This window comes from Pseudobacter ginsenosidimutans, from assembly GCF_007970185.1.
In the GTDB taxonomy this organism is placed as follows: domain Bacteria; phylum Bacteroidota; class Bacteroidia; order Chitinophagales; family Chitinophagaceae; genus Pseudobacter; species Pseudobacter ginsenosidimutans.
On sequence record NZ_CP042431.1, the window covers coordinates 4,528,615 to 4,551,737 of the forward strand.

At 45.4% G+C, this 23,123-nt stretch carries 18 protein-coding genes; 15 read left to right on the top strand and 3 right to left on the bottom strand.

The features are described from left to right. The first annotated feature begins 19 nt into the window (after positions 1 to 19). The 8 genes from FSB84_RS17865 to FSB84_RS17900 all read left to right on the top strand — a co-directional run bounded on the left by FSB84_RS17865 (position 20) and on the right by FSB84_RS17900 (position 12,722). A complete protein-coding gene (locus FSB84_RS17865) occupies positions 20 to 1,342 on the top strand; it encodes a thioredoxin family protein (protein ID WP_130539277.1) in 1,323 nt (440 codons plus the stop codon). Between the two features lie 32 nt (positions 1,343 to 1,374). Then, complete coding sequence (locus tag FSB84_RS17870) at positions 1,375 to 2,730, top strand: MutS-related protein (protein WP_130539278.1); 1,356 nt, start codon at positions 1,375 to 1,377, stop codon at positions 2,728 to 2,730. Next, positions 2,727 to 4,004, top strand: a complete 1,278-nt coding sequence (locus FSB84_RS17875) for a MutS-related protein (RefSeq protein ID WP_225979814.1) — start codon at positions 2,727 to 2,729, stop codon at positions 4,002 to 4,004. The genes FSB84_RS17870 and FSB84_RS17875 overlap by 4 nt, the downstream gene beginning before the upstream one ends. A 337-nt stretch (positions 4,005 to 4,341) precedes the next feature. Beyond that, positions 4,342 to 4,938 carry an RNA polymerase sigma factor gene (locus FSB84_RS17880; protein WP_130539280.1) on the top strand — a complete coding sequence of 199 codons (597 nt, stop codon included), beginning with the start codon at positions 4,342 to 4,344 and terminating at the stop codon, positions 4,936 to 4,938. Positions 4,939 to 4,974: 36 nt separating this feature from the next. Next, positions 4,975 to 6,255 (top strand): FecR family protein, encoded by a 1,281-nt coding sequence (locus FSB84_RS17885; protein WP_130539281.1) that lies wholly within the window; start codon positions 4,975 to 4,977, stop codon positions 6,253 to 6,255. Between the two features lie 259 nt (positions 6,256 to 6,514). Next, positions 6,515 to 9,817, top strand: coding sequence for a SusC/RagA family TonB-linked outer membrane protein (locus FSB84_RS17890; protein WP_158643987.1), 3,303 nt, complete (start codon positions 6,515 to 6,517; stop codon positions 9,815 to 9,817). A gap of 73 nt (positions 9,818 to 9,890) precedes the next feature. Then, positions 9,891 to 11,345, top strand: coding sequence for a RagB/SusD family nutrient uptake outer membrane protein (locus tag FSB84_RS17895; RefSeq protein ID WP_130539283.1), 1,455 nt, complete (start codon positions 9,891 to 9,893; stop codon positions 11,343 to 11,345). 27 nt (positions 11,346 to 11,372) lie between these two features. Further along, positions 11,373 to 12,722, top strand: a complete 1,350-nt coding sequence (locus FSB84_RS17900; protein WP_130539284.1) for a TlpA family protein disulfide reductase — start codon at positions 11,373 to 11,375, stop codon at positions 12,720 to 12,722. A gap of 126 nt (positions 12,723 to 12,848) precedes the next feature. Here the strand turns inward: FSB84_RS17900 and FSB84_RS17905 are convergent, their stop codons facing one another. From FSB84_RS17905 to porW, 3 genes are all read right to left on the bottom strand, one after another. After that, positions 12,849 to 15,257, bottom strand: a complete 2,409-nt coding sequence (locus tag FSB84_RS17905; RefSeq protein WP_130539285.1) for a transglycosylase domain-containing protein — start codon at positions 15,255 to 15,257, stop codon at positions 12,849 to 12,851. A gap of 177 nt (positions 15,258 to 15,434) precedes the next feature. Further along, entirely contained in the window at positions 15,435 to 16,223 is a 789-nt protein-coding gene (locus tag FSB84_RS17910) for a hypothetical protein (RefSeq protein WP_147122253.1), read from the bottom strand. 275 nt (positions 16,224 to 16,498) lie between these two features. Further along, positions 16,499 to 18,550 (bottom strand): type IX secretion system periplasmic lipoprotein PorW/SprE, encoded by a 2,052-nt coding sequence (gene porW, locus FSB84_RS17915; RefSeq protein WP_147122255.1) that lies wholly within the window; start codon positions 18,548 to 18,550, stop codon positions 16,499 to 16,501. Positions 18,551 to 18,688: 138 nt separating this feature from the next. Here porW and FSB84_RS17920 point away from each other — a divergent pair, with 138 nt between their 5' ends. The 7 genes from FSB84_RS17920 (at position 18,689) to FSB84_RS17950 (ending at position 23,103) form a co-directional block, all read left to right on the top strand. Then, a complete protein-coding gene (locus tag FSB84_RS17920) occupies positions 18,689 to 19,084 on the top strand; it encodes a hypothetical protein (RefSeq protein WP_130539287.1) in 396 nt (131 codons plus the stop codon). 12 nt (positions 19,085 to 19,096) lie between these two features. Continuing rightward, on the top strand, positions 19,097 to 19,546 hold the full coding sequence (locus tag FSB84_RS17925) for a bactofilin family protein (protein ID WP_130539288.1): 450 nt from the start codon (positions 19,097 to 19,099) through the stop codon (positions 19,544 to 19,546). Between the two features lie 123 nt (positions 19,547 to 19,669). Further along, on the top strand, positions 19,670 to 20,077 hold the full coding sequence (locus FSB84_RS17930; protein WP_127124657.1) for a hypothetical protein: 408 nt from the start codon (positions 19,670 to 19,672) through the stop codon (positions 20,075 to 20,077). Next, on the top strand, positions 20,070 to 20,699 hold the full coding sequence (locus tag FSB84_RS17935; RefSeq protein ID WP_130539289.1) for a SprT-like domain-containing protein: 630 nt from the start codon (positions 20,070 to 20,072) through the stop codon (positions 20,697 to 20,699). Before FSB84_RS17930 ends, FSB84_RS17935 begins: the two co-directional genes overlap by 8 nt. 31 nt (positions 20,700 to 20,730) lie before the next feature. Then, positions 20,731 to 21,231, top strand: coding sequence for a hypothetical protein (locus FSB84_RS17940; protein WP_130539290.1), 501 nt, complete (start codon positions 20,731 to 20,733; stop codon positions 21,229 to 21,231). A gap of 62 nt (positions 21,232 to 21,293) precedes the next feature. Beyond that, entirely contained in the window at positions 21,294 to 21,872 is a 579-nt protein-coding gene (locus FSB84_RS17945; protein ID WP_130539291.1) for an RNA polymerase sigma factor, read from the top strand. A 52-nt stretch (positions 21,873 to 21,924) separates the two neighbouring features. Further along, positions 21,925 to 23,103 carry a FecR family protein gene (locus FSB84_RS17950; RefSeq protein WP_130539292.1) on the top strand — a complete coding sequence of 393 codons (1,179 nt, stop codon included), beginning with the start codon at positions 21,925 to 21,927 and terminating at the stop codon, positions 23,101 to 23,103. The last annotated feature ends 20 nt before the right edge of the window (positions 23,104 to 23,123 follow it).

Sequence of the window (23,123 nt, forward strand, 5' to 3'; positions counted from 1 at the left end):
ATCATAAAAAAATGTAATAATGAAACTTTTCAAATACCAACAAAATACTTGGCTGGTGGCCTTTGCATTGATCGGCCTGGTAGTTTCCTGCAGTGATGCTGGCACGGGTTCAACCTCTTACGGGAATATTTCCATCGCCGATCTTCCGGTGAAAGAAGAAGAGCAGGAATACCTCGCAACATCACAGGTGCATTTCATAGCAAATCCCGACTGGCAAAAAGTGATAGCGCTGGCAAAAAAGGAAAAGAAAAGCATTTACCTGTTTGGATACAGCAAGGGCTGCCCGGGTTGTGAGATGATGAAAAAAAGGGTTTTCATTTCAAAAGACGTAGCTGATCTGATCCATGCGAACTATATTCCGGTGATTGCCGATCTCAGTTCCACATCACCAGTGAAGAATGACTGGGAAAAAAAGGTGGATGAATTCAAACAGCAGCTCCGGATCAATTCCTTTCCAATCAATATTATATTTGATCCGGAAGGCAGGCCCCTTACGCGTTTTGGAGGTGTGGGATCGGATCCTGCAAAAATGATCGGGGCAATTCAATCGTCAAAAGAAGAGAAGAACCAGTATTATGTACAACTCAGCCGGTTCAATGCCGATAGCGCCAGCGAATTGTCAGCACGAAAAATGATCATGTTCTCCAGGTCCGTATTTGATGGTGATGTGACGGACTCCCTGCTTCGAATATATCTGCGCAATGAAAAAGATCTATTCACTGCCGAAAAAATACAATTTATAGGGGAGCTGCTGGGATCTCCACAGGACACTGCAGTGAAGGTTATCCTGGACAATCGTGAAAAGATCAGGTCACTCGAAAATGGCTACAAAGCCATTCGAAGAGCCATGATCCTCCGGATCAGCTCCAGGTATTCCTTCATCTCCAATATGCAGGAAGATGAAATGAACGGAAAGAAACACCCCGATGAGTTCTATGCCAGGCAGATCAGGGAATATTTCCCCGATTATGCAGCATATGCAGGTGAGCTGGTGATGAATACCAGGATGCGGGCCATCTATAAAAGACAAAACTCCCCCATGTTTGAAGCATATAGTTTACAGTACCTGGATAAATATGGAAAGGAGATCGATTATGCTACCCTGTTACAGTGCGTGCAGGACCTGATAGATGTAGCAAAAAAAGAAGAAACGATGGCTGTACTGGATGGCTGGTGTGATTATTTGCTCAGGCATTACAGGAATGTGAATGTGATGGTGGCCAAGGCCTATGTGCTTTCAAAGATGGGTAAAACGGATCAGGCAAAATCCTTTCTGGCAAAGGAAAGAGCAGGTTTATCTGATCCGGGTCAAAGGGCATTTATCGATAGTTTAAAATTATGACCTGCTGAATGCAGTAGTAAAAGAATGCAATTATGAATTTTATTACCGATGAGCAAACCCTCAATGATCTGAAAATTTTTGCGAGGAGAGGTGAGGTATCAGTATATGCCTTGTTCAATCATACGCAAACGCCGGGCGGAGCCGCCATTCTTGAACAGCTGTTCCGTTATCCCTTGTCTGATATGAGTAAGATCGAACAACGGAGCAGAACCATTCAGTTTTTCGGCCAGTCAGGAATTCAGTTCCCATTCAGGGCAGAATGGTTCATATATGCAGAACAATACCTTGCCAATACGGATGAGCGTAGCAGAATGTCGGGAGAAAGCAGTGGCTTCCGGAGAACCGTTAATAAACTGATGGCCGGCGATACGGATTTCCAGGAATTGTCAAAAGGCATACATGCATTGACTGAACTGATGTATTGTGCAAAACAATTCATAACGGGAATCTGGGAACGAACTATCGATTCAGCATACCGGAAGGAACTGGAGTCCTTCCGGCAAATACTGGAAGAGGAAGACTGGCAGGAGGTTTGGGAAGAAGGTTCCCGTAAAAAGATCTCGTACGAGAAAATTGTTTCACTGGATAAACTTTTTCGTTTCAGGAAAAGAGACGACCTGAAAAAACTGCTTGGCTTCATTTATCAGCTGGATGTATACCTGTCAGTTGCGGGAATAGCTGCTGAAATGCAAATGTGCTTCCCTGTTATCATTCCGGCTGATGAGAACAAACTCATGATGGAGGAGGTGAAGCATCCTCTTTTGACCGGCGCTACTGGTAACGATGTTCAGATCACTGCGAAGCAAAATGTGTTTTTTCTGACAGGCGCCAATATGGCTGGGAAATCCACTTTCATGAAAACGATCGGCATTGCGATCTACCTGGCGCATATGGGATTTCCTGTACCGGCGAGAAATATGGAATTCTCCGTTCGTGATGGCTTGTTGACCACCATCAACCTGCCTGATAATTTAAGCATGGGGTACAGTCATTATTATGGAGAAGTGCTACGCCTGAAAAAAGTAGTGAATGAAATGAGCGGTTCTAAAAAAATGTTCATTGTTTTTGATGAACTGTTCCGGGGTACGAATGTGAAAGATGCTTACGAAGCCACTGTGGCCTTACTGGCCGCTTTTACCAAAAGGAAAGATTGCCTTTTTCTTATCTCCACCCATATTGTGGAAGCTGGCCATACATTACTTGAGAACAATGATGCCCTTCAATTTGGAAGGCTGCCTACAAAGATGAATGGCCACCAACCTGTATATACTTACAGGCTGGAACCAGGAATAACTGAAGACAGGCATGGCATGCTGATCATCAACAATGAGGGGATCCTGGATATTATCCGGGGGAAACAGCAAGAATCAATAAATAAGATGTCATGAGTTTTATTGCAGATCAACAAACATTGACCGACCTGAATCTTACCGGCCGATACAATACCCATTCCATTTATAACCTGTTCAACAAAACAGTAACAGAAGGTGGTGCATCCCTGCTGGATGAAATGTTCCAATATCCGCTTGTAAACGCTGATGAAATTAATCAAAGAGGGCGAGTGATCAGGTTTTTCCAGGAAGAAGCCCGTTTTCCTTTGAGCAATAACCAGGTGAAAGCGCTGGAGGATTATTTAAGCACGAAAGGAGAGAAGCTGGCATTGAATTCATATATACATTCGGGCCGGAGCTGGTTATGGAGAACTCTGGGGATCGATGATACCTATGATAACCACAGGATGGTTTTGTTGTCCAGTATCGGGGCATTGAATAAACTTCGTGTTTACTTCAATAACCTGCTGGAAAAACCAACCGGCGAACTTTTTGATCAGCGTATTGGAGAGATCTGCGCTGCTTTCAATGATCAGCGTCTGGGCTGGCTGAAGGAAGCGGGTGATATCCAAAATCATTCTGTACTCAAACTGGCCCGTTTTGATCACTGCCTTCGCCATACTTTTTATCAGCAAATGCAAAAATTGATGAAGCTGTTGTTCGAACTGGATGTATATATTGCTGTAGGAAAAGTGGCATCTGAACGGGGATTTCAATTTGCTACAGCGTTGCATGCGGACGATAATCTGCTCGTATTCGAAGATTTGAAACATCCTGCACTTGAAAACGGGAAAGGCAATGGCCTGGCATTGAACAGCGATCGGAATGTTTTATTCCTTACAGGCGCTAATATGGCCGGCAAATCCACTTTTATGAAATCTGTAGCCATTGCCGTTTACCTGGCGCATATGGGTTTCCCCGTTGCAGCCCGGCAGATGCGCCTCTCTGTTCGGGATGGGATCTTTTCTTCCATCAATGTGCCCGACAACCTGGGCCAGGGCTACAGCCATTTCTATGCAGAAGTGTTAAGAGTGAAACAGGTAGCCCTTGAGGTGAGGGCCGGCAAAAAACTGTTGGTGATCTTTGATGAACTGTTCAAAGGCACCAACGTGAAAGATGCTTTCGATGCAACTTTTTCTGTAACGGAGGCCTTTTCTGAACGGCGTGAATGTTTGTTCGTGATCTCAACGCATATCATAGAAGTGGGTGAAGTGCTGCAACGGCAATGTAACAACATCCTTTTTTCTTACCTGCCAACTGTGATGAAAGGTATGACGCCAACTTATACCTATAAACTGGAAGAAGGATCACTGCAGATCGTCACGGCATGATGATCCTGAAGAATGAAAGGATCATTGAATCGATAGAACAAGACCGGGAAATAAGTATAGCCTGAGTTACTACTGGTGATCGGAGATCGGTTATCAGTTCGGAAATTCCTTCGATTCTAAAATAGGGTAAACCGAATTTTTTAATGTGTAAATAATGGAATAACATTATTTTGTATAAGAAAAAATAGCCATTCTGTTCCCTCTGAAATGAAAGGTTCACAGCAATGTGGGCCTTTCATTTTATGCAAAAGTGCACGTGTCCTTTTCATAGTTGCTACATTTGTCGTAATGATTTTATCTTGCTTTAAATTGTATTGGTGTCATTTAATACCAGGCTTTGAGTAATAATCCATACTACGATAAAGAACTTTTCAAAAGGATTGCTGAAGAAGATGCTTCTGCTTACCAGACTGTGTTTGAATTGTATTACGACAAGCTGCATTTCAATGCGCTAAAATTTCTTAAATCTGAATTTTGGGCTGAGGAAATAGTACAGGAAGTTTTCCTGGAATTATGGGATGACCGGAAAAAACTGGTGGAAATTGAGAGTCCCGCTGCATGGATGTACAGGATGGTGTCTAACAAATGTTTCAACCTGCTCAGGCGGCAGGAGCGGGAAATGCGTATTCAATATTATATTCAACTTTCTAAGAAAACAGCGAATGACTGTCAGCAAAACGGTTATGATTTCAACCTGATAAGAAGGCTGGTGCTGGAAGCCATTTCCAAGCTCCCGGACCAACAACGCCGTATTTTTCTTCTAAGACAGGAGGATGGACTCAGCTATAAAGAAATTGCTCAACATCTAGGCATCAGTCCCAATACCGTTCATACCCATCTTGCCCGCTCCATTCAATCTGTGCGGAATTACCTGTTAGTACACGGTAACTTCAACTTTTGGATCTTTTTCATAATTTTTTTCGAATGCTTGTAGACAATTTTAATTTCTCAATTGACTTTATTGGATAATATGGGACCACAACAGGATCATATCTCAAACTTATTGCAACTGTACCTTACGGACCGTGCCAATCCCGGACAAGTGGAAGAGTTGTTTGCCCTGCTGAAAGCCTCATATGATGATGCTGATTTTGATGATCAATTCCAAAAGGCAATGCAGGATTCAGGGCTTTCAGATTCTATTCCTGCCCGTGCTGAAAATAAGGCCGCTTCTTTTGAAATGCTCCTGTCTGCAAGGGAGTCGTTAAGAAGTGCATGGGAAAAGAAAAGTACAGGAGCGGTTGTGACTACTTTGCCAACCGGTAAACTGCGTTTTTTACACCGGATGAAGTGGGTTGCGATGATCATTGCGTTGATCGGTACCGGAACAATTGCCATTGTTTACTTTTCTGGAAGCGGCAAGAATGCAGCTTCGCATGAGCTTGCCCGACAGACAGCGCTGCCTGATGTACAGGCCCCTGAAAAGAGCCGGGCTTTTATTGTACTGGCTGATGGACAAACCATTTCACTTGATAGTCTTAACCAGGGCCTGCTGGCCAATCAAGGTGCGGTAAAGCTAGTAAAGCTTGATAATGGGAAGATAGCCTACCAGAGTATATCAGCGGAAAGCATTCAAGAGGATCAGCTCAATACCTTATCAAACCCCCGCGGAAGCAAAGTTGTTGAAGTGATACTGAACGATGGGTCCCATGTATGGCTCAATGCCGGTAGCTCTATTACTTATCCGGTTGCCTTTACCGGAAAGCAACGTAAAGTAATTGTTACAGGGGAAGCTTATTTTGAAGTAGCACAGGATGCCACCAAACCTTTTTATGTAAGCAAAGGGGATTGGGAAGTAAAAGTGCTGGGCACAAATTTTAACATTGATGCTTATGACGATGACCTGAAAATAAAAGTGACCTTATTGAAAGGTTCAGTCAAAGTATCCAATTCTGTCCCGGAAGATGCATCCGGCAAACAATCTGGCATAGTGCTGAAACCCGGACAACAGGCAATTGCAGCAGAAAGGCAATTGGCCGTTAACAATACAATCAATCTCGATGCAGTGATGGCCTGGAAGAATGGTTATTTCAATTTCAATCATGCAGACCTGCCGTCTGTTCTTCAACAGATCAGCCGGTGGTACGATGTAGAAATTGTTTATCAGGGACCGGTACCAACAATGAAATTTATCGGAGAAATTCAACGCGATTTCAATCTCTCAGAAGTGTTGGATGTTTTGACCAGAACCGATGTGCATTTTAAGATCGAAGGGAAAAAACTGATTGTAACACAACAGGAAAATGAATAAACCTTACCTGCCATAAACCTCTTTCTGTAATACCGGCCTTTATCCTGATTGTTTTTTATCCGGCAAGTTTTGATGGCCCAAATAAAACCGGAAAGTGTTGGAATCACTTTCCGGCGAATGTTGGGCTCCATAAATAAAAATAGTCCTGGCAGACTGCTTTATTTCTTCACCCAATCAACACGAAAGTATGACAAAAACTGCTTTTTGTGAACGGGTAGCCCGCGGGGGCAACCACCGTTTCACCAAAACACTGCTAGTTATGAAATTGACGCTCTTCTTACTACTGGCCTTTTCCCTTCAGATCTCAGCAAAATTGCATGGCCAGTCTGTTTCATTCTCTGGTAAGGGAATTTCTCTTGAATCCATTTTTCCGGTCATTAAGAAACAAACAGGATACGTTGTTTTCTGCAATGCAGAAGTGCTAAAGGCTGCCCGGCCTGTTACGATTGAAGCCACCAATATGCCCCTGGAAGACTTTTTGGAATCAATCCTCGATGAACAACCATTGCAGTATGCGATCAAGAAGAAAACGATTATCATATCAAAAAAATCAAAGGCAACCTCCAATTCCGTTATTTCGCCCCATATTTCCGGGTCAATTGCTCGTGTGGATTTGCTCCTGGTTCGTGGGATTGTTTGCAATGAAAAGGGGGAACCACTTGCAGGGGCCAATATAATGGCGAAAGGTTCCCGGAAAGGAGTTGCTGCAGCAGCGGATGGCTCATTTTCCGTCAATGCCGAAGTGGATGACATTCTTTTCATCAGTTCAGTAGGATATGAAGAAGCTGAAATTAAGTTGACGACTGCAACTACTGCCATTGTTTTATCTTCCAAACCTTCTTCAGCCAATCAAAATGCTGTTTTGGCTTCTGTTCATACCGATGTTCGTGGAATTGTCATAGTGCTGAAGCGATCCAACACGCCGCTGGACGAAGTTCAGGTGATAGCATACGGAACAACAACCCGGCGGTTCAATACCAGCTCCATGGGCAGGGTAGCTTCAGAAACGATCGCACGTCAGCCGGTCAGTAATCCACTTGCAGCATTGCAGGGACGCATACCTGGCCTCGACGTTTCCCTTACCAATGGAGTTCCGGGTTCGGCCGTAAAAGTGCGTATACGCGGCACCAATTCATTGACCAATGGATCTGAACCGCTTTATATTGTTGATGGAGTTCCGCTGGCTTCCGGAAACACTTCCCTTAACCGGTTAGGTAATCTAGCCGACTATGGCACGCCTACCTCATCGGGGCTTGCCACACCTGGTGGTGGATTAAGTCCCTTTCAACTCATCAATCCTGCGGAAATTGAAAGTATTGAAGTGTTGAAAGATGCGGATGCCACTACTATCTATGGCTCCAGGGGTGCTAATGGAGTTATTCTCATTACTACAAAAAAAACGGGAGCAGGAAAGTTGTCTGTATCAGGCAGCTTCTATCAGTCGATTGCCAAAGCTACCCGTTTCTGGGATTTGATGGATACAAAGGAATATGTGGCCATGCGTAAAGAAGCATTTCGCAACGATAATGTTACGCCCAATAAGACCAATGCTTATGATCTGTTATTATGGGACACTACCAGCTATACCAACTGGCAGCGCATGATCCTGGGAGGTACAGCAAGGGCCAGTGATGCCAACATCGCGCTTTCCGGAGGAAATGCACTTACTCAATTCTATGTTGGTGCAGGCTATCGACAAGAAAAAACTGTACTCCCTGCGGATGATTACAATAAAAGAGCAACGATCAATTCGACTATCACCCAGTATTCAGCCAACAGGAAACTGAGCATGCAACTGAAGTTGATGTACGCTTCAATAAAGAGTAAAACCCCGCCGGCATTTTCCGGTGTCAATCTTCCGCCCAATGCTCCGGCGCCCTTCGATGCGGATGGCAATCTGAACTGGGGACCCGATGGGGGCGAATTCGATAATCCATTTGCCATCCTGAAACGATCAGGGAATACGCAAACAGATAATCTCATCGGTAATCTTCAACTCAGTTATGCCATTACACCAGACCTTAAAGCAACTATCAAAACCGGATATAATGCTGTTTTTTTGAGTGAGACCAATCTTACGCCCATCTCATCATTCAATCCCAAACGTAATATGACTGGTTCATCTTCCTTCGCCAACAGCTCTGCCAGAGGATGGAATATGGAGCCGATGCTTGAATACAAGAAAAAAACCAGTCTTGGCAGTATCACTATATTGTTGGGGAGTACATGGCAACACGATAAAACAGCTGGTTCCTCTGTGTATGCCAGTGGCTATGTAATAGATGATTTTCTTACATCGATGAATGCTGCGAAAACCCTGACAGCTACTCCCGCCAGCTTTAATGAATACAAGTATGCTGCTGTTTTCGGGAGGATCAATTACATATTGAAACAAAAATATGTGTTGAACCTTTCCGCCAGGCGGGATGGCTCAAGCCGTTTTGGAGATGGCAATAAATACAGCAATTTCGGAGCAGTTGGCGTAGCCTGGTTGTTTACTGAAGAACCGGCAATTAAATCCTTGATGCCCTGGCTCAGTTTTGGAAAATTGAGGGGTAGCTACGGTACCACGGGTAACGACCAGATCGGAGATTACAGGTATTTAGATACCTGGATCCTGTCTGCCAATAATTATGAAAACAGGTTATCGCTGAGCCCCAACGCTCTTTTCAATGGAAATTATAATTGGGAAAGAAATAAAAAACTGGAGATTGGACTGGAATATGGTCTGTTCAATAACCGGATCATGTCTTCAATTGCCTGGTATCTTAACCGGAGCGATAACCAGCTGGTACAATATAAACTTCCGATCCAGACAGGGTTTACCAATGTGATTCGCAATTTCCCGGCCCTTATAGAAAACAGTGGAGTTGAACTGGAGCTATCGGCTGAAATAATAAAGAAGGCGAATTTCAAATGGGATATGGGTTTCAATATCACTTTCCCAAAGAACAGGTTAGTGGATTTTCCGGGCCTGTCAACCTCCTCTTATGCTACCACTTATGTAGTGGGGAAATCTGTCAATATCGTAAAAGGCTACCTGATGGATGAAGTGGATCCAGCAACCGGCGTTTACATTGTAAAGGATATGGATGGAGATGGTCGCCTGGGAACGGGCGATCGTACACTCCTGGGTAAAACAGATCCGGATTATTTTGGAGGCATCAATAATTCTTTCACCTATAAGAATTTCAGGGTTCAATTATTTTTTGAATTCAAACAAAAATTCGATGTAGCCCAGGGACGCGCTGCCAGCTATGCGGGGTCCATCGGAATGAACTATCCACGCATGTTGCTGGATAGATGGCAGGAGAAAGGAGATCAGGCAACTTACCAGCGTTATACCCAGGGTACCGGTGACGCTTATACGATGGCGCAACGGGTGGCAGGCTCCAACCTCGGCTATGCAGATCTTACTTACCTGAGATTGCGAAACTTTGAATTTTTCTGGGACCTCAAAAATATTTCGACAGGATCGATACATTCAAGGCATTATCGCTGTTCCTGCGTGCACAGAATGTTTTTACCTGGAACCGTGATCAGGATGTGGACCCTGAAATGACCAACAATCTTAATGGCATACCGCCTTTAAGGACTTTTGCTTTTGGTGTTCAATTTCAATTTTAAAATCAATCATGAAACATATCATTTTACATAAAAGATACTTATTGAAAGCAGTTGGCTACGCCCTGCTTCTGACAACACTTTCCGGTTGCAATAAGATCCTGCAGGTAGACCTGCCTGCAGACAGGATACAGGCAGATAAAGTTTTCGAAGATGAGATCTCGGCGGACGCTGCCGTAAATGGAATATATGCCCGCCAGGTAGGGCGGATCAGCGATAACACCTACTACTATATGCTTACAGGGGGGATGACAATGTGGGGAGGATGGTCATCGGATGAACTGAAATATTCAGGCACCAATATTTTCTTTCCATTGGTTGAAGCCAATAAACTCGATCCTGAATACAATACAATTTATCAGGCGATCTGGATGCCGGCCTATTCCGATATCTATCATATCAACGCCGCCATCGAAGGGTTGCTGGGTAGTCAGCGTATCGGCAATACCTTAAAAAAACAATTATTGGGAGAATGTTATTTTTTGAGGGCATTTTATTATTTCTACCTTACCCAGCTCTTTGGAGACCTGCCTTTGATAGATCATACCAACTATAATACAAATGGCAGCCTGGGGCGCACTCCGGCCAGGCTAATCATTCAGTTCATAGATGATGACCTTAAAAAAGCCCATGAAAACAGTAGTACTGAAAAAATAAATGGAAAATTGGCAAGGGTGAACCGTAGCATTGTGGAAGCCTTCATGGCAAGGTTCTACCTCTGCAATGAGCAATGGGATAAAGCATATTATTATTCTGGTAACAGTATGACCAACTCCTTTTTCTCTCTTGAAGAGGATCATAACAGGATATTCAAGAGACAGAGCCGGGAAACGATCTGGTATTTCGATAATACCCGTAATTATAGTATAGTTACCGGTGAAGGGTATACATTTGGCGTGCCTGGATTCATTTCTTCATATATGAGGAATGAAATGATCGATGCATTCGATACCACTGTTGATATCCGCTGGAAGAAATGGGTGCTAAGAAAAAAAGTAGGAGATAAGGAATATTGTGTGCCTTATAAATACAAGCAGGCGTCTATAGATGTGTCACTTAAAGATGAAGATTATGTTGTCCTCCGGCTGGCAGAACAATATCTTATTCATGCAGAGGCAAGCATACACCTCGAAAAAACTGAGGATGCGCTGGCGGGGATAGACTCTGTTCGGCGGAGGGCTGGTCTTGATCTCCTTTCCCTTCGCGCACCCAGGCCTGTTGACAAAAAAGCATTACAGCAATTACTTGAAGATGAAAAGAGAAGAGAGTTCTTTTGTGAGTGGGGGCATCGCTGGTTTGATCTGAAACGTTGGCCGGGATATACTAACCCGGGAGTAAAACGCGCAGATGAAGTCTTGTCGGTTATCAAGCCTGGTTGGAAAAGTTCCGCCATGCTTTTTCCCATCCCTGAATCTGAAAGGATGCTAAATCCCAATCTTTCCCAGAATGAGGGTTATCCTCAATAATTTTCTCAACTACTTTAAAATAGCATAATGAATTTTCGCTTCTTTTACTGCCTGCTGGCACTTATATACTGCCTGCCTGTTAGTTTAATTGCTCAACGAGCTTCCTTTAGACCGCTCGATATCGGAGACAAAGTACCTGATCTTCCGTTTCAAAATATCCGGAATACTGATAAGCAATCACCCCGTCTTTCAGATTACAAAGGAAAACTGGTCATACTCGACTTCTGGGCATCTAACTGTGCCGTTTGTATCGGCTCTTTTCCTGCGATGGAAAAACTACAGGAGATCTTCCTCGGGCAGATCGAAATTATTCTGATGAATCCATCGGAGACTTATGACAAGGTTAAAAGCAGGTTGGGACATTCGCCCAGGTTTAATAAAGAATCGGGGCTTTCTACCCTGATGGCCAGCTACCATGATTCTGCATGGAGGAGCTTGTTTCCTCATCAGTCGGTTCCTCATCATGTTTGGATCGATACTGCTGGCAAAGTGCTGGCAATTACGAGTGGGTACAATACGAACGAGGCCAATATCCGGAAGTACTTATCAGGCCAATCTTTGGAATTAGCCCGTAAACGCGATCTTATTTTAGAAGGTTATTCTGTAAATCAGGCGGGGCTTATAGAAAAGACCCATCCTGGCCAGCACTTCCGGATGAGTTCTGTATTCTCTGATTATGTGGACGGATCAGGAGGTGGCACAGGCTTCGCGTTCGATTCCACAACAAGAACAATTACATACAAGTATTTTGGCGTCACTGCCGGGTTCCTGTATCAGTTTGCATACCGTACGCCAACTGAATGGAAAAGACGTATCCTTTACGAAACTTCGCAACAAGACCGTTTACAATCTCCCAAAGATCTCAGCATTTTAGACGAATGGGAGAACAGGAATGTTTTCAATTATGAACTGAGGATTCCGTTTGAAGAAGAAAAGAATCAATATAAATATTTCCGGGAAGATCTTAATCGCTACATGGCGTACAAATTGGGGATCACAGGCAGCCTTCAAAAAAGGAAAATGAAAGCATATGTTTTTGTACGCAATTTTGAAAAAGCGCCGGCAAATGAGAATGGAAAGAAGGGATATCTGGATAAGCAACAAGGAAAGATCCGGTTCGTCAATTTCAATTTCTCCGGAGTAGTGGAGGAGTTTCGTAAAGTGCTTGAAAATGTTCAACAGGGAGTGGTGGTGCTTGACGAAACAGGACTGATGCGGAATGGCAACTATTTAGTTTCTCTCACCATTGAAACCGGCGACCTGAAAAATATCGATGCTGTACGTAAAAGCCTGCAAAAAAATGGCCTGGACATTTTGGAGACCGAAAGAGAGGTTGAACTGGTGGTTATAAGGGATTTGCCAAAATCAGACCTGTAAGTACCACATTTTCGCGTAAAAACAGAAGCCGCTTCCCTGAAGAGGCGGCTTCTGTGTGTTTATTAATTCAGCGGCGTTTGTCACATAATTTTGCCGATAAATAGTTTCTGCCTGTTTGCAGACAATCTATTGATCTTTCTTCCCTCCAAAGATCCTTTTGAACAAACCCGGCTTCTTCTTATCTTCTTTCGGAGTTGTTTTCGTTGAATCCTTCTTACCAGTTGGTACCTGGTTCTTCGAGTTCAACGCTTCCTGCAATACTTTCTGCTCTTCCATTGCCTGCTTGGACTCAGTAGGAATATTTTGCGTATCGGGAGTGCCTAAGAAATCATCAGCACCACCATTACCTACATTCTCGCCTTCGGCACCGGGAGGAGGTGTACGATCGATGATATTATAGTAATCATAGAAAGATTCTGTCTTCATATTCTCCGGCTGCACAAATTTGGCTGTCTTATCCAGCCCCAGTGTTTTATCCGCAAATGCTTTCTGGAAGAAATATTCCCAGATAGGACGGGCGGCTTGTCCGCCTTCGCCGAGACCGCTTTCCAGTTTGATAAAACGATCATCGCAACCGATCCACACACCGGCCAGAAGCTGCGGCGTAAAGCCCATGAACCAGGCATCGGAGTTTTCGTTGGTGGTACCTGTTTTTCCGCCCATTTCGGCTACACCTAATCGTGAGCGGAGGCCGGCGGCAGTACCGTAATCCACCACACCCTGCATCATGCGTGTCATGGTATAGGCAGTGGCCTGGCTGATCACTTCTTTACGCTCTGTATCGAAGCGGGCCAGTACATGTCCGTTCTTGTCTTCGATGCGGGTGATATAAACAGGTTTCGCGGAGAAGCCTCCTGTTGGGAACATGGAATAGCCCCACATCATTTCAAAAAGGGAGAGATCACTGGAGCCCAGCGCAATGGATGGATAGGGATCTACCTTGGTAGGAATATTGATCTGTTTCAGGAACTCGGCAAAACGTTGCGGAGTGGTTTGTTTGATAATATAAGCGGCCACTTCGTTCACAGACCAGGCGAGACCACTGGCCATGGTGCGTGTACCGGTCTTACCGCGATTCTTCGCTGGTACATAACCGAAACCAGGGAAGTATTGCTGTGTGGCTTCACATTGTGTTTCGGGAGTGAAACCATATTCCTCCACCGCCAGGGCATAGAGGTATGGTTTGATGGACGAACCCACCTGACGTTTTGTTTTCAGGTTGGCGTGATCATATTTATAGTTCTTGAAATCGATGCCGCCTACCCAGGCTTTCACCTGTCCGTTCTGCGGATCGGTTACCATAAAGGCGGTCTGCATCATTTCGTGGTGGTACTTGATGGAATCCATCGGGCTCATCACGGTGTCTTTCTCACGTTTGGGGTTCCACGCAAACACTTTCATCGGAACTTTGGTATTGAAGATCTTTTTGATCTCGTCATCGCTCACTTTATCAGCTTTGAGCGACTGATACCTGTCACTGCTTTTCATAGCGGCATCCAATACTTTTTCCTTGCCTTTCCAAACGGCATCAGTCTTGATATTACGCTGGGCCGAGAGCACACGTTGCAGCACAGGAAGGTGTTTCGCCACTGCTTCTTCTGCATAGAGCTGCATCCTTGGATTGATGGTGGTATATACTTTCAGGCCATCGGCATAGAGATCATAAGGTTCGCCGTCTTCTTTCTTATTCTCTTTACACCAGGCTTTGAGATCATTGCGCAGCACATCCAGGAAATAGGGTGCGATGCCATTGTTCTCATTCATCTTTTTATAATTGAGCTTGATGGGCTCTTTCTTGAAATTGGCGGCTACAGGAGCGGTAACATAATCGTTGCGGACCATCTGGTCTATCACGGTATTCCTTCTGTCGAAGGCTGCCTTATAATTGGTGCGTGGATTATAGGTGGCAGTAGCCTTCTGCATGCCGATCAGTACGGCAGCTTCAGGTACAGTGAGACGGTCTGGTTCTTTTGAAAAGAAAGTGCGGGATGCGTTACGGATTCCGTATACGTTATCGGAGAAAGAAACAGTATTCAGATAGAGTGCAAGGATCTCCTGTTTGGTGAAGTTGCGCTCAAGTTTGATAGCGATAATATTTTCCTTGATCTTTTGAATGATGCGGAGAAAGATATTGCTGGAACGACTGTCGAACATGTTCAGTGCCAGTTGTTGTGTGATGGTGCTGCCACCACCATCGCGGCCAAGTTTCAGGATGGCGCGGCTGAGGCTTCGTCCATCGATTCCCGAGTGGTCATAGAAACGTTCGTCTTCTGTAGCAACGAGGGCATCGATCACATTCTTGGAAATGTCTCCGAATTTCACATAGCTGCGGTTGCCGCGCTCCACATAATATTTTCCCATTGGCGTACCGTCATCAGCAAATACTTCTGTGGCCAGGGTGATGCTGGGGTTTTCCAACTGGGCCAGGGAAGGCATTTTGCCAAATGCACCAAAATTGATCAATACGAGGAGCAGAACAACTGCCAGGGCCCCGTAAATGAAAATGCGCCAAAAGATCCGTACAGCTCGGGTCATATAAAGAAAATTAACATTTTAAAACCGGATAAGGTCACCTAACCTTAGCAAAAATTGAACCCGAAAGATATATCAAACGAATTCAGGTGCAAAGGCGATCCGTGAAAATGAATAAAATATTGTTAATGCTACAAACCTGTCAGCAAATCATTGGTAAGCTGACAGGTTTGCGGATTATTAAAAACGTCCGGGGAATGATTCAGCCAGCCATTTCTTATAGGCGTCAATATCTTTTGTTTCTTTCAGCAACTCCATGTTCGGAGCGGTAATGATCATGAAGCTGTACTTCGCTGCAGGTAACCAGGGGATCTCATTGGGCGCCGCTTTGCGGGCTTTGTCCATATAATCCAGCGCTGCTGCTGCGTTCTCGAAGCTGTTCATCACCACCAGTTTCACAGAATCATTGAGCACTTCATTGTTGATATTGATCGGCTTGTTGTAGAATTTCGTTTTGTTGAAGCGATTGAATGCATTGCGCGTTTCAGTCACGTACACATGGTCCACTTTGGTCATCACTATCACCACAGAGTAGGGGAGATTGATGTCGAGCACATAGGCTTTTTTACCTTTTTCTACTTCTGCATCGTAATTCACGTGCAGCGTATCAAGTGGATTGATATAGGGCTTCTCTTTTTGCACCAGGCCGGGTACATTGGTGGAAGGCGCTACACCAGGCGCTTTGATGGCAATACTGTCTTTGTTCTTTGCAGCATCTTTCTGTCCTGCAATTTTGGAAGCAGCATGGTCTTTATCCGGAACGATCTTCTGTTCTTCCTCTTCCACTTTGGGAGGTTCAGGCTTCTTTGGTTGAACGGCCAGCTCATCGGATGGCAATGCGAGGCTGTCGTCCTTCGGCCTTTCAATCTGCAGTTTGGTGAGATAGTCTTCTATCTCTTTTCTTCTGCCCAGCACATCTATCAGGTTCTGCGCTTTGGCAGCCATGCCGGTGGAAGGGAACATGTTCACGATCTGCTGCAATACTGTTTTGGCGGTATCGTCCTGGCGCTCGTGAATATGATAGATGCTTTCGATATAGAGTAATTGTGGTGTCCAGTAGTTGGTGCCGTGAATGCTGTCGGCAGCTTTTTTCTGCTTCAGCGCTTCGGCAAAATTACCTTCGATGAAAAGATTGTAAATGCCTTCGTATTTGCGGGTAGCGGCTGTTTTTTCTGCATTCTCGGCAGGGTTGCCTTTCGGATAGCTTACGATCTTCTCGAAGTCGGTGCCTTCATATTTCTGTTTCAGTTCCTGAGCAACGGCATTTGCTTTTGCTGCATACCGAGTTTGGAATAGCAGTAATATAAATGGAAGAGGGCTTCCGGTTTTTTCACACTGTAGGGGAATTTCTGTAACCAGCCTTCCAATACGTCAACGGCTGCGAGATAATCTGTGATGCCTTCTTCGAGCACGATGCCCAGTTTCAACTGTGCCTGCTCGATAGAGTCGTTCGATGCAGCCATCTGTGTTTCGGTAAGCGGCACATTTTTCAATAACCCTTCATAAGAAAACTCGCTTCCTTCCTCTGCAGCTTTTCCCGGTTCCTGGTTGGGATTGAGAATGGCTGTTCGGCTATCGGTGGGCGCTGGTGCATTGCCGGGAGATGCTGCGATGGCGGCTGCCCTTCTCCAGTTGTCTACATTTTTTCTGTTGCCCCATTTGCTTTTGAAAGCGGTGAATCCTTTTCCCCTGAGCCCCTGGTTCTGGAAATACCATTCCCCTTTTGCGTCTGCGCCGCTTGCGCCGGCAAAGAGATCAGGAGCAGGTTGATTGGAATTATTGCTGTTCATGTTCACTGCAGGATTCACAAAAGCTTCGCCGGTATCTTCTTCTTTCAGCCCATGTTGTTTGCGGAGTTTCTTTGCCAGCTTTTTGATGATGGCTTCGCGCTCTGCTTCGGGCAGGGCTGCCAGTTGCTGGAGGCTGTCCTGCCTGGCGATAATGGTTTCCTGCTCCACCAATGTTCCCAGGGAAGACTTCCTGTCCGCAAATGCTTCGGGACTCAGCACCGGGTGATTGGGAACGGTGGCGCTATCATAATATGATTTCGATTCAGCATATTTCCTTTCTCCCCAGGCAATGTCTCCGAGCTGGATCCATGCTTTCGAGATCTGGGAATTATCGCTTTCAGGGGATTTGTATTTGGTGGCGAGCAACAGCAATTGTTTGGCGCCTTCCACATTATTCCTTTCGAGTTCGATCTGAGCAGCGGTGAAATAGATGAGATCGCGGTATCTCATGTATTTCTCGCGGCGGGCCATTTTGAGAAGTGCGTCGATATTCTCGTTGATCACTTTATCATCGCCTTTCTGCATACGGATGCTGTTGAGGCGTCCGTATACTTCGAGAACGGGATTCAGTGTGCGGTTCACAGCGCGACTGTAAAAATCGGCTGCATAGGAGAAGTTGCCTGCTTTCTCATAGAGCTGGCCGATGAGGAATTCCCATCTTGCCCTTTCTTCTTTATCGGCAGCCTTGTCCAGCGCATTCTCCAGGTGGATGGCGGCGCTGTCCCATATTTGCTGGTTATAAAAATAGAGTGCCTGCACTTCCCGGAGATCGGGCTGAAGGCGTGCCGGAAAATTGGGATCGCTTCTGAGTGTTTCTATGAGGCCGGCAGCTTCAGGCATTTCATCTTTTGCGATGGTAGTGCGGATCTGCCAGATAAAACTTTCATTCCTGCTGGGTGGACTGCTCCACACACGATTGGGCAGGCGTGTATCTTCTTTGGTGGAGATAGAGAAAGCGTTGCCTCCTTCGGTGGCATTGCTGCCGATGGGAATATCATATCCATCTTTTTCCTTGGGAGCGAATGCGTAGTTCACATATTGAAAAGTGAGATAGGCGGTATCGAATTCTTTTTTGTAATACCAGGCCTGTCCCATGATCATATATAAATTATCGATCCATGCATTTCTGAGATCGTGGATCAGGATTCCGGCATTGGCTTTGTAGAGAACGGAATCGATATCGCGGTCAGCGGAAATGGTTTCGAGATCGTAATTATAAAAGGAGAGGAGTTTGGTGTAATCGTCGCGGTGAGAAGCTTTGGCGCGGTCGAGGGCCTGTGTGAGCCTTTCGCGGGCATTGAAATGCCAGTTGAACTTGGTAACGCCGTTCTGGGTGAACTTACGCCAGAGCGTCCATTTCTTCTCTTCTGTTTTTTCAGAAGGAAGCTTTTTGTCCTCATATTTCTGAGGTTTCTTGAGATTGAACGACCATGCCTGTGCTGCCAGTTCCTGTTGCCAGGCATAGCAGATAAACAATATCAATACGATCCGGGATAATACCTTCATGAGTGACGCAAGCTAAATCCTTTAAAACTGATTATGAATATATTTATTATAAAGATATGCCTAATTTTTTTTGTTCACCGTGTAGTACCTGTTTCATTCTAAACTATTACCTTTAAAGCCAGAGAATTACTGAAATATATGGCCAAATTCGATGCCAATTCCACCTTGAAACGCCTGCAGAACCGCTACCGGCTGGTTGTGATGAATGATGATACCTATGAGGAGGTGGTGACTTTCAAATTATCCAGATTAAGTGTTTATATTGTTCTCAGCACAATATTTGTGCTGCTGACCGGTTTAACAGTAGCGCTGATCGTGTTCACGCCCCTGCGGATGTATATTCCGGGTTATGGAGATGTGAATGCCACGCGTGAACTCCGGGAACTGAAGGTAAGGACCGATTCCCTGGAAAAAGCGATGCAGTACAAGGACCAGTACCTGGAAAACGTCAAAGGCGTATTGCAGGGAAATGTGACCATCAAGCTGGATACGACAACGCTTGAGATCCCCAGGACTGAAACAATTGATGATTAAAACCTATATCGTATGTTCAATCAAAAATCCAAATCCGAAAATCCGGTAGAACAAAAACCATCTGCACCCTCCGGCCAGGCCACCATCATTGCAGCCGGCACCACGCTGAAAGGCGATATTACCAGCTCCGGTGATATCAGGATCGATGGTAATCTCGAAGGCAATGTTCATTGTACAGCAAAGGTTGTGATCGGTTCCAATGGTAGTGTAACCGGTGATATCAGCGGCGCTCAGGCCGATATCATGGGCAGGGTTACCGGCACCATCCGTGTAAAAGAGTTACTGCAACTAAAGGGTGGGTCCCAGGTTCAGGGAAATCTTCACGCCAACAAATTACAGATCGAGCCAAGTGCTAATTTCAATGGTCAGTGTCATATGACCGGAACGGAAAAGCCTGCAATGGCTGCTTCTTCCAATGGTCTGGCTGATAAAAAGACCGAGAAACTGGTAGCCCAGGCTTAATTTTTACTCCCGATATCAATACTGCAGGGCAGTTCAGGGAATGTGGCAGGCTTTGTGCCCTGCTGCCAGGCCATCATATTCCCTGTGCTGCTGTGAATACTTCTGTTCCTTACCTTTGCATCTATGCAACCACAATCGGCCGCAAGGGCTTTTTTACCTTTAACGATCATCTTTGTAATTACCAGCACATTGCTTCTCGTTCTCCGCTCCCTCTGGGAAAGCTGGGGGATCAACCCGGATGTAATGATGGTAGGTAATATCATTCTCTTCCTGGCTACAGCAGGAAGCTTCAGCCTGTATAACAAAGCCATTCGCAATAATAATGTGCAGGTATTCCTGCGCATGGTGTATGGCGGCATGTTCCTGAAGATGATGATCTGTCTGATTGCAGCATTCATTTACATCGTATCCGTAAAAAAAGGCGTGAGCAAAGGCGCTATCTTTGGATGCATGTTCCTCTATTTCGTGTATACGTTCGTGGAAGTGTCCATCCTGATGAAACTGAGCAAGCAACAAAAGAAGAATGTCTAAGAAAGAAGCTCCGCTGGAGTATCTGAGCCAATTCATTCCACCGGCAGCGGTGCCCAGGGTGCTGGAATACCTGCAACAATATAAGGTACACCTCACCATTACCCGTGAAAGGAAATCCATCCTGGGAGATTACCGGCATGCCACTCTTTATAAAACCCACCGTATCAGTGTCAACGGCAATCTCAACCCTTATTCATTTCTCATAACCCTCATTCACGAGCTTGCCCACCTGGTAACCTTTATCCAATACGGGAACCGCGTTCAGAGCCACGGCAAAGAATGGAAAGCCCTGTATGCAATGCTGCTGACGGATTTTATGGGCAAAGAACTTTTTCCGCCCGATGTTGAGCAGACCCTCCGGCGCTCCATGCACGATCTCCCCGCCAGCAGTTGCGCCGACGAAAACCTGATGCGTATCCTCAAGAACTACGATCCCCGCCAGGACGGCATTGTGATGGTAGAGCAATTGAAGGAAGGCCAGTTATTCGATATTGGTGAAGGCCGCATCTTCCGTAAAGGAAAAAAACTGAGAAAACGCTATCAATGCGTTGAAGTAAAAACAGGAAAAGTGTATTTGTTCAGCCCTATCTATGAAGTGAAAGAACTGAGGAATGCAGGTTAACTGATCAGGGCATCAAAATCAAGCCTGATATATGAAGAAACAGTTGCTGTTCAGTTTTCTTTTATTATTGGCCGTGCCCATGCTGGCCCAGATCCCACGCAATGGAGGTGGACATTTTGAATATGCCCATACCATCACACTCGACAATTCCCCGGCATCCATTCTGAAGGAACGTGCAAAAAAATTCTTCAGCCGGCCCATGCTGGTACATTGGGACTCCACTTATGACGCCAATATGGAAGGCCAGTCCGCCAGCGCAGGCGATGGTTATATCGAGATCGGCATCACCAGCGGCATGTTCGGTTCCCGCGCCAAAGTTGGTCTGCAATATGTTATTGTACCCGTTGATAACGGTTACCAGTATTCGATCAGACAACTGACCGTTCGTTATGATAATGGTGAAGTGTTTCCCCTTGAAGAAAAACCGCAACAAATGAAACACAAGCATTATGACCAGCTGGTGAACCGCACCCACCGCTATCTCCAGCGCGTGATAGGTTACATGAAAAGGGAAATGAACGGCTTCCAGTAAGCCCGCCTTTGCGGGCTTCCGCAATTTTTCTGTATCTTTTCCGACCAGAACACCCTGCCGAAATGAATGAACAGGAAATATTGAAGCAGCTCGCCCTTGGAAACCGGGAGGCTTTTTCCACCCTCTATACCCAGTACCATGGAGGGATTTACAATTATCTGCTGAAATTCAGTAAAGACCCCGCACTCACGGAAGACCTGGTGCATGATGTATTCCTGAAATTATGGGAAGCCAGGGAACAACTCGATATTCAAACTTCCTTCGCAGCCTATCTCTTCCGGATCGCACGTAATACCGCACTTACACAGCTTAACCGCATCGCCATTTACGATACCATTCGCAGTGAACTGCTGCGCCGCATCACCGGTGGCGGACAGGACCAGAGCCTGTTGAACGGCGTTGAGTCCAGGAATTTTGATGAGCTGTTCCTTAAAGCTGTCAATAATCTTCCTCCGCAAAGAAAGGAAGCTTTTCTGCTGGTGCGCCAACAGGGCATGACCTATGAAGAGGCGGCCAGCCAGATGCAGATATCGAGAAACACGCTCAAACAACACCTTAGCCTGGCGGTAAGATCCATCCGTGATTACCTGCTGGAGCATGGCAATATTTCCCTGCTGATGCTCTGGATTATTATTCTGTAAATTTTTTTTGAACCTCATCCACCCATTCCTTTCACCTATTAGTCCTTTTATTATGGAACGCATGAACAGTGATGTAAACAACCTTCTCCAAAAATATCTGAATGGCACCATTACGGAGCCGGAGGGGGAGGAATTGTTTGCCTGGCTCAAGGAGCATGCCCCTGAAGAGCAGGAAGGAATTGAAACGATATTGAAGGCTAATTACGATAGTTCTTTTAAAGAAGCAAAGCAGATCGGTGAAGATGCCAGTGAGAGGATCCGCACCAAACTGATGCAATCAGTGGACGCCCTGGAAAATGAAACCACTCAAACGCCTGTGGTATCCATCCGCCGCCGCTGGACGCGCTATGCTGCCGCAGCAGCCGTACTGCTGCTGCTGGCAGGAGGATCCTGGTGGCTGATGAACAGGAAAGATGCCACTGAGCAAGCCATCGTGAAAACGGAAGAAAAGAAAGAGAAGAAAGACGTGATGCTTACACTTGCTTCCGGTGAGCAGGTTTCACTTGATCATCGTCAGGGAAGTGTTATGAAACGCGATGAATTCAATGTGATCAACGACAGTGGATCGCTTTCCTATCTCGGAAAAACACCGGTAGTGGAATATCATACGCTTACCACGCCTGCAGGAAAACAGTACAACCTGCAACTACCCGATGGTACTGAAGTATGGCTGAATGCCACATCCAGCGTTACTTTCCCTACAGCCTTCACCGGCAATGAAAGGAAGGTATATGTTTCAGGTGAAGCTTATTTCATTGTAAAAGCGAACCAGCAACAACCTTTTGTGGTGGACATAAACAAAAAGGCGCTGATAGAAGTACTGGGAACAGAATTCAACGTGAATGCCTACACGAACGAACCAGAAGTGCAGGCCACTTTGCTGAGCGGAAAGATCAGGGTTAAAATAGATAAGGAAGCAGTGGAACTGTTGCCCGGAGACCAGGCAAGGATCAATAATGAAAAACTGGAATTGAAGAAAAATGTAAATACGGATTTGTATGTCGCCTGGAGAAAAGGAGTGTTCATATTTGATCATGCCAGCGTAGCGGAAGTACTGAGGCAAATGGCAAGATGGTATGATCTGGAAGTGGTGTATGATGGTGTTCCGCCGGGCGTCAAATTCAGTGGTACTATCAACAGGGAATCTTCTCTCGATGTGGCTGTAGATGTACTCAACAAGATGGGGCTGAAAGTAAGGGTGGAAGCAGGAAAGATCAGGGTGGCCCATTAATTACTTATCACTATTCGAAA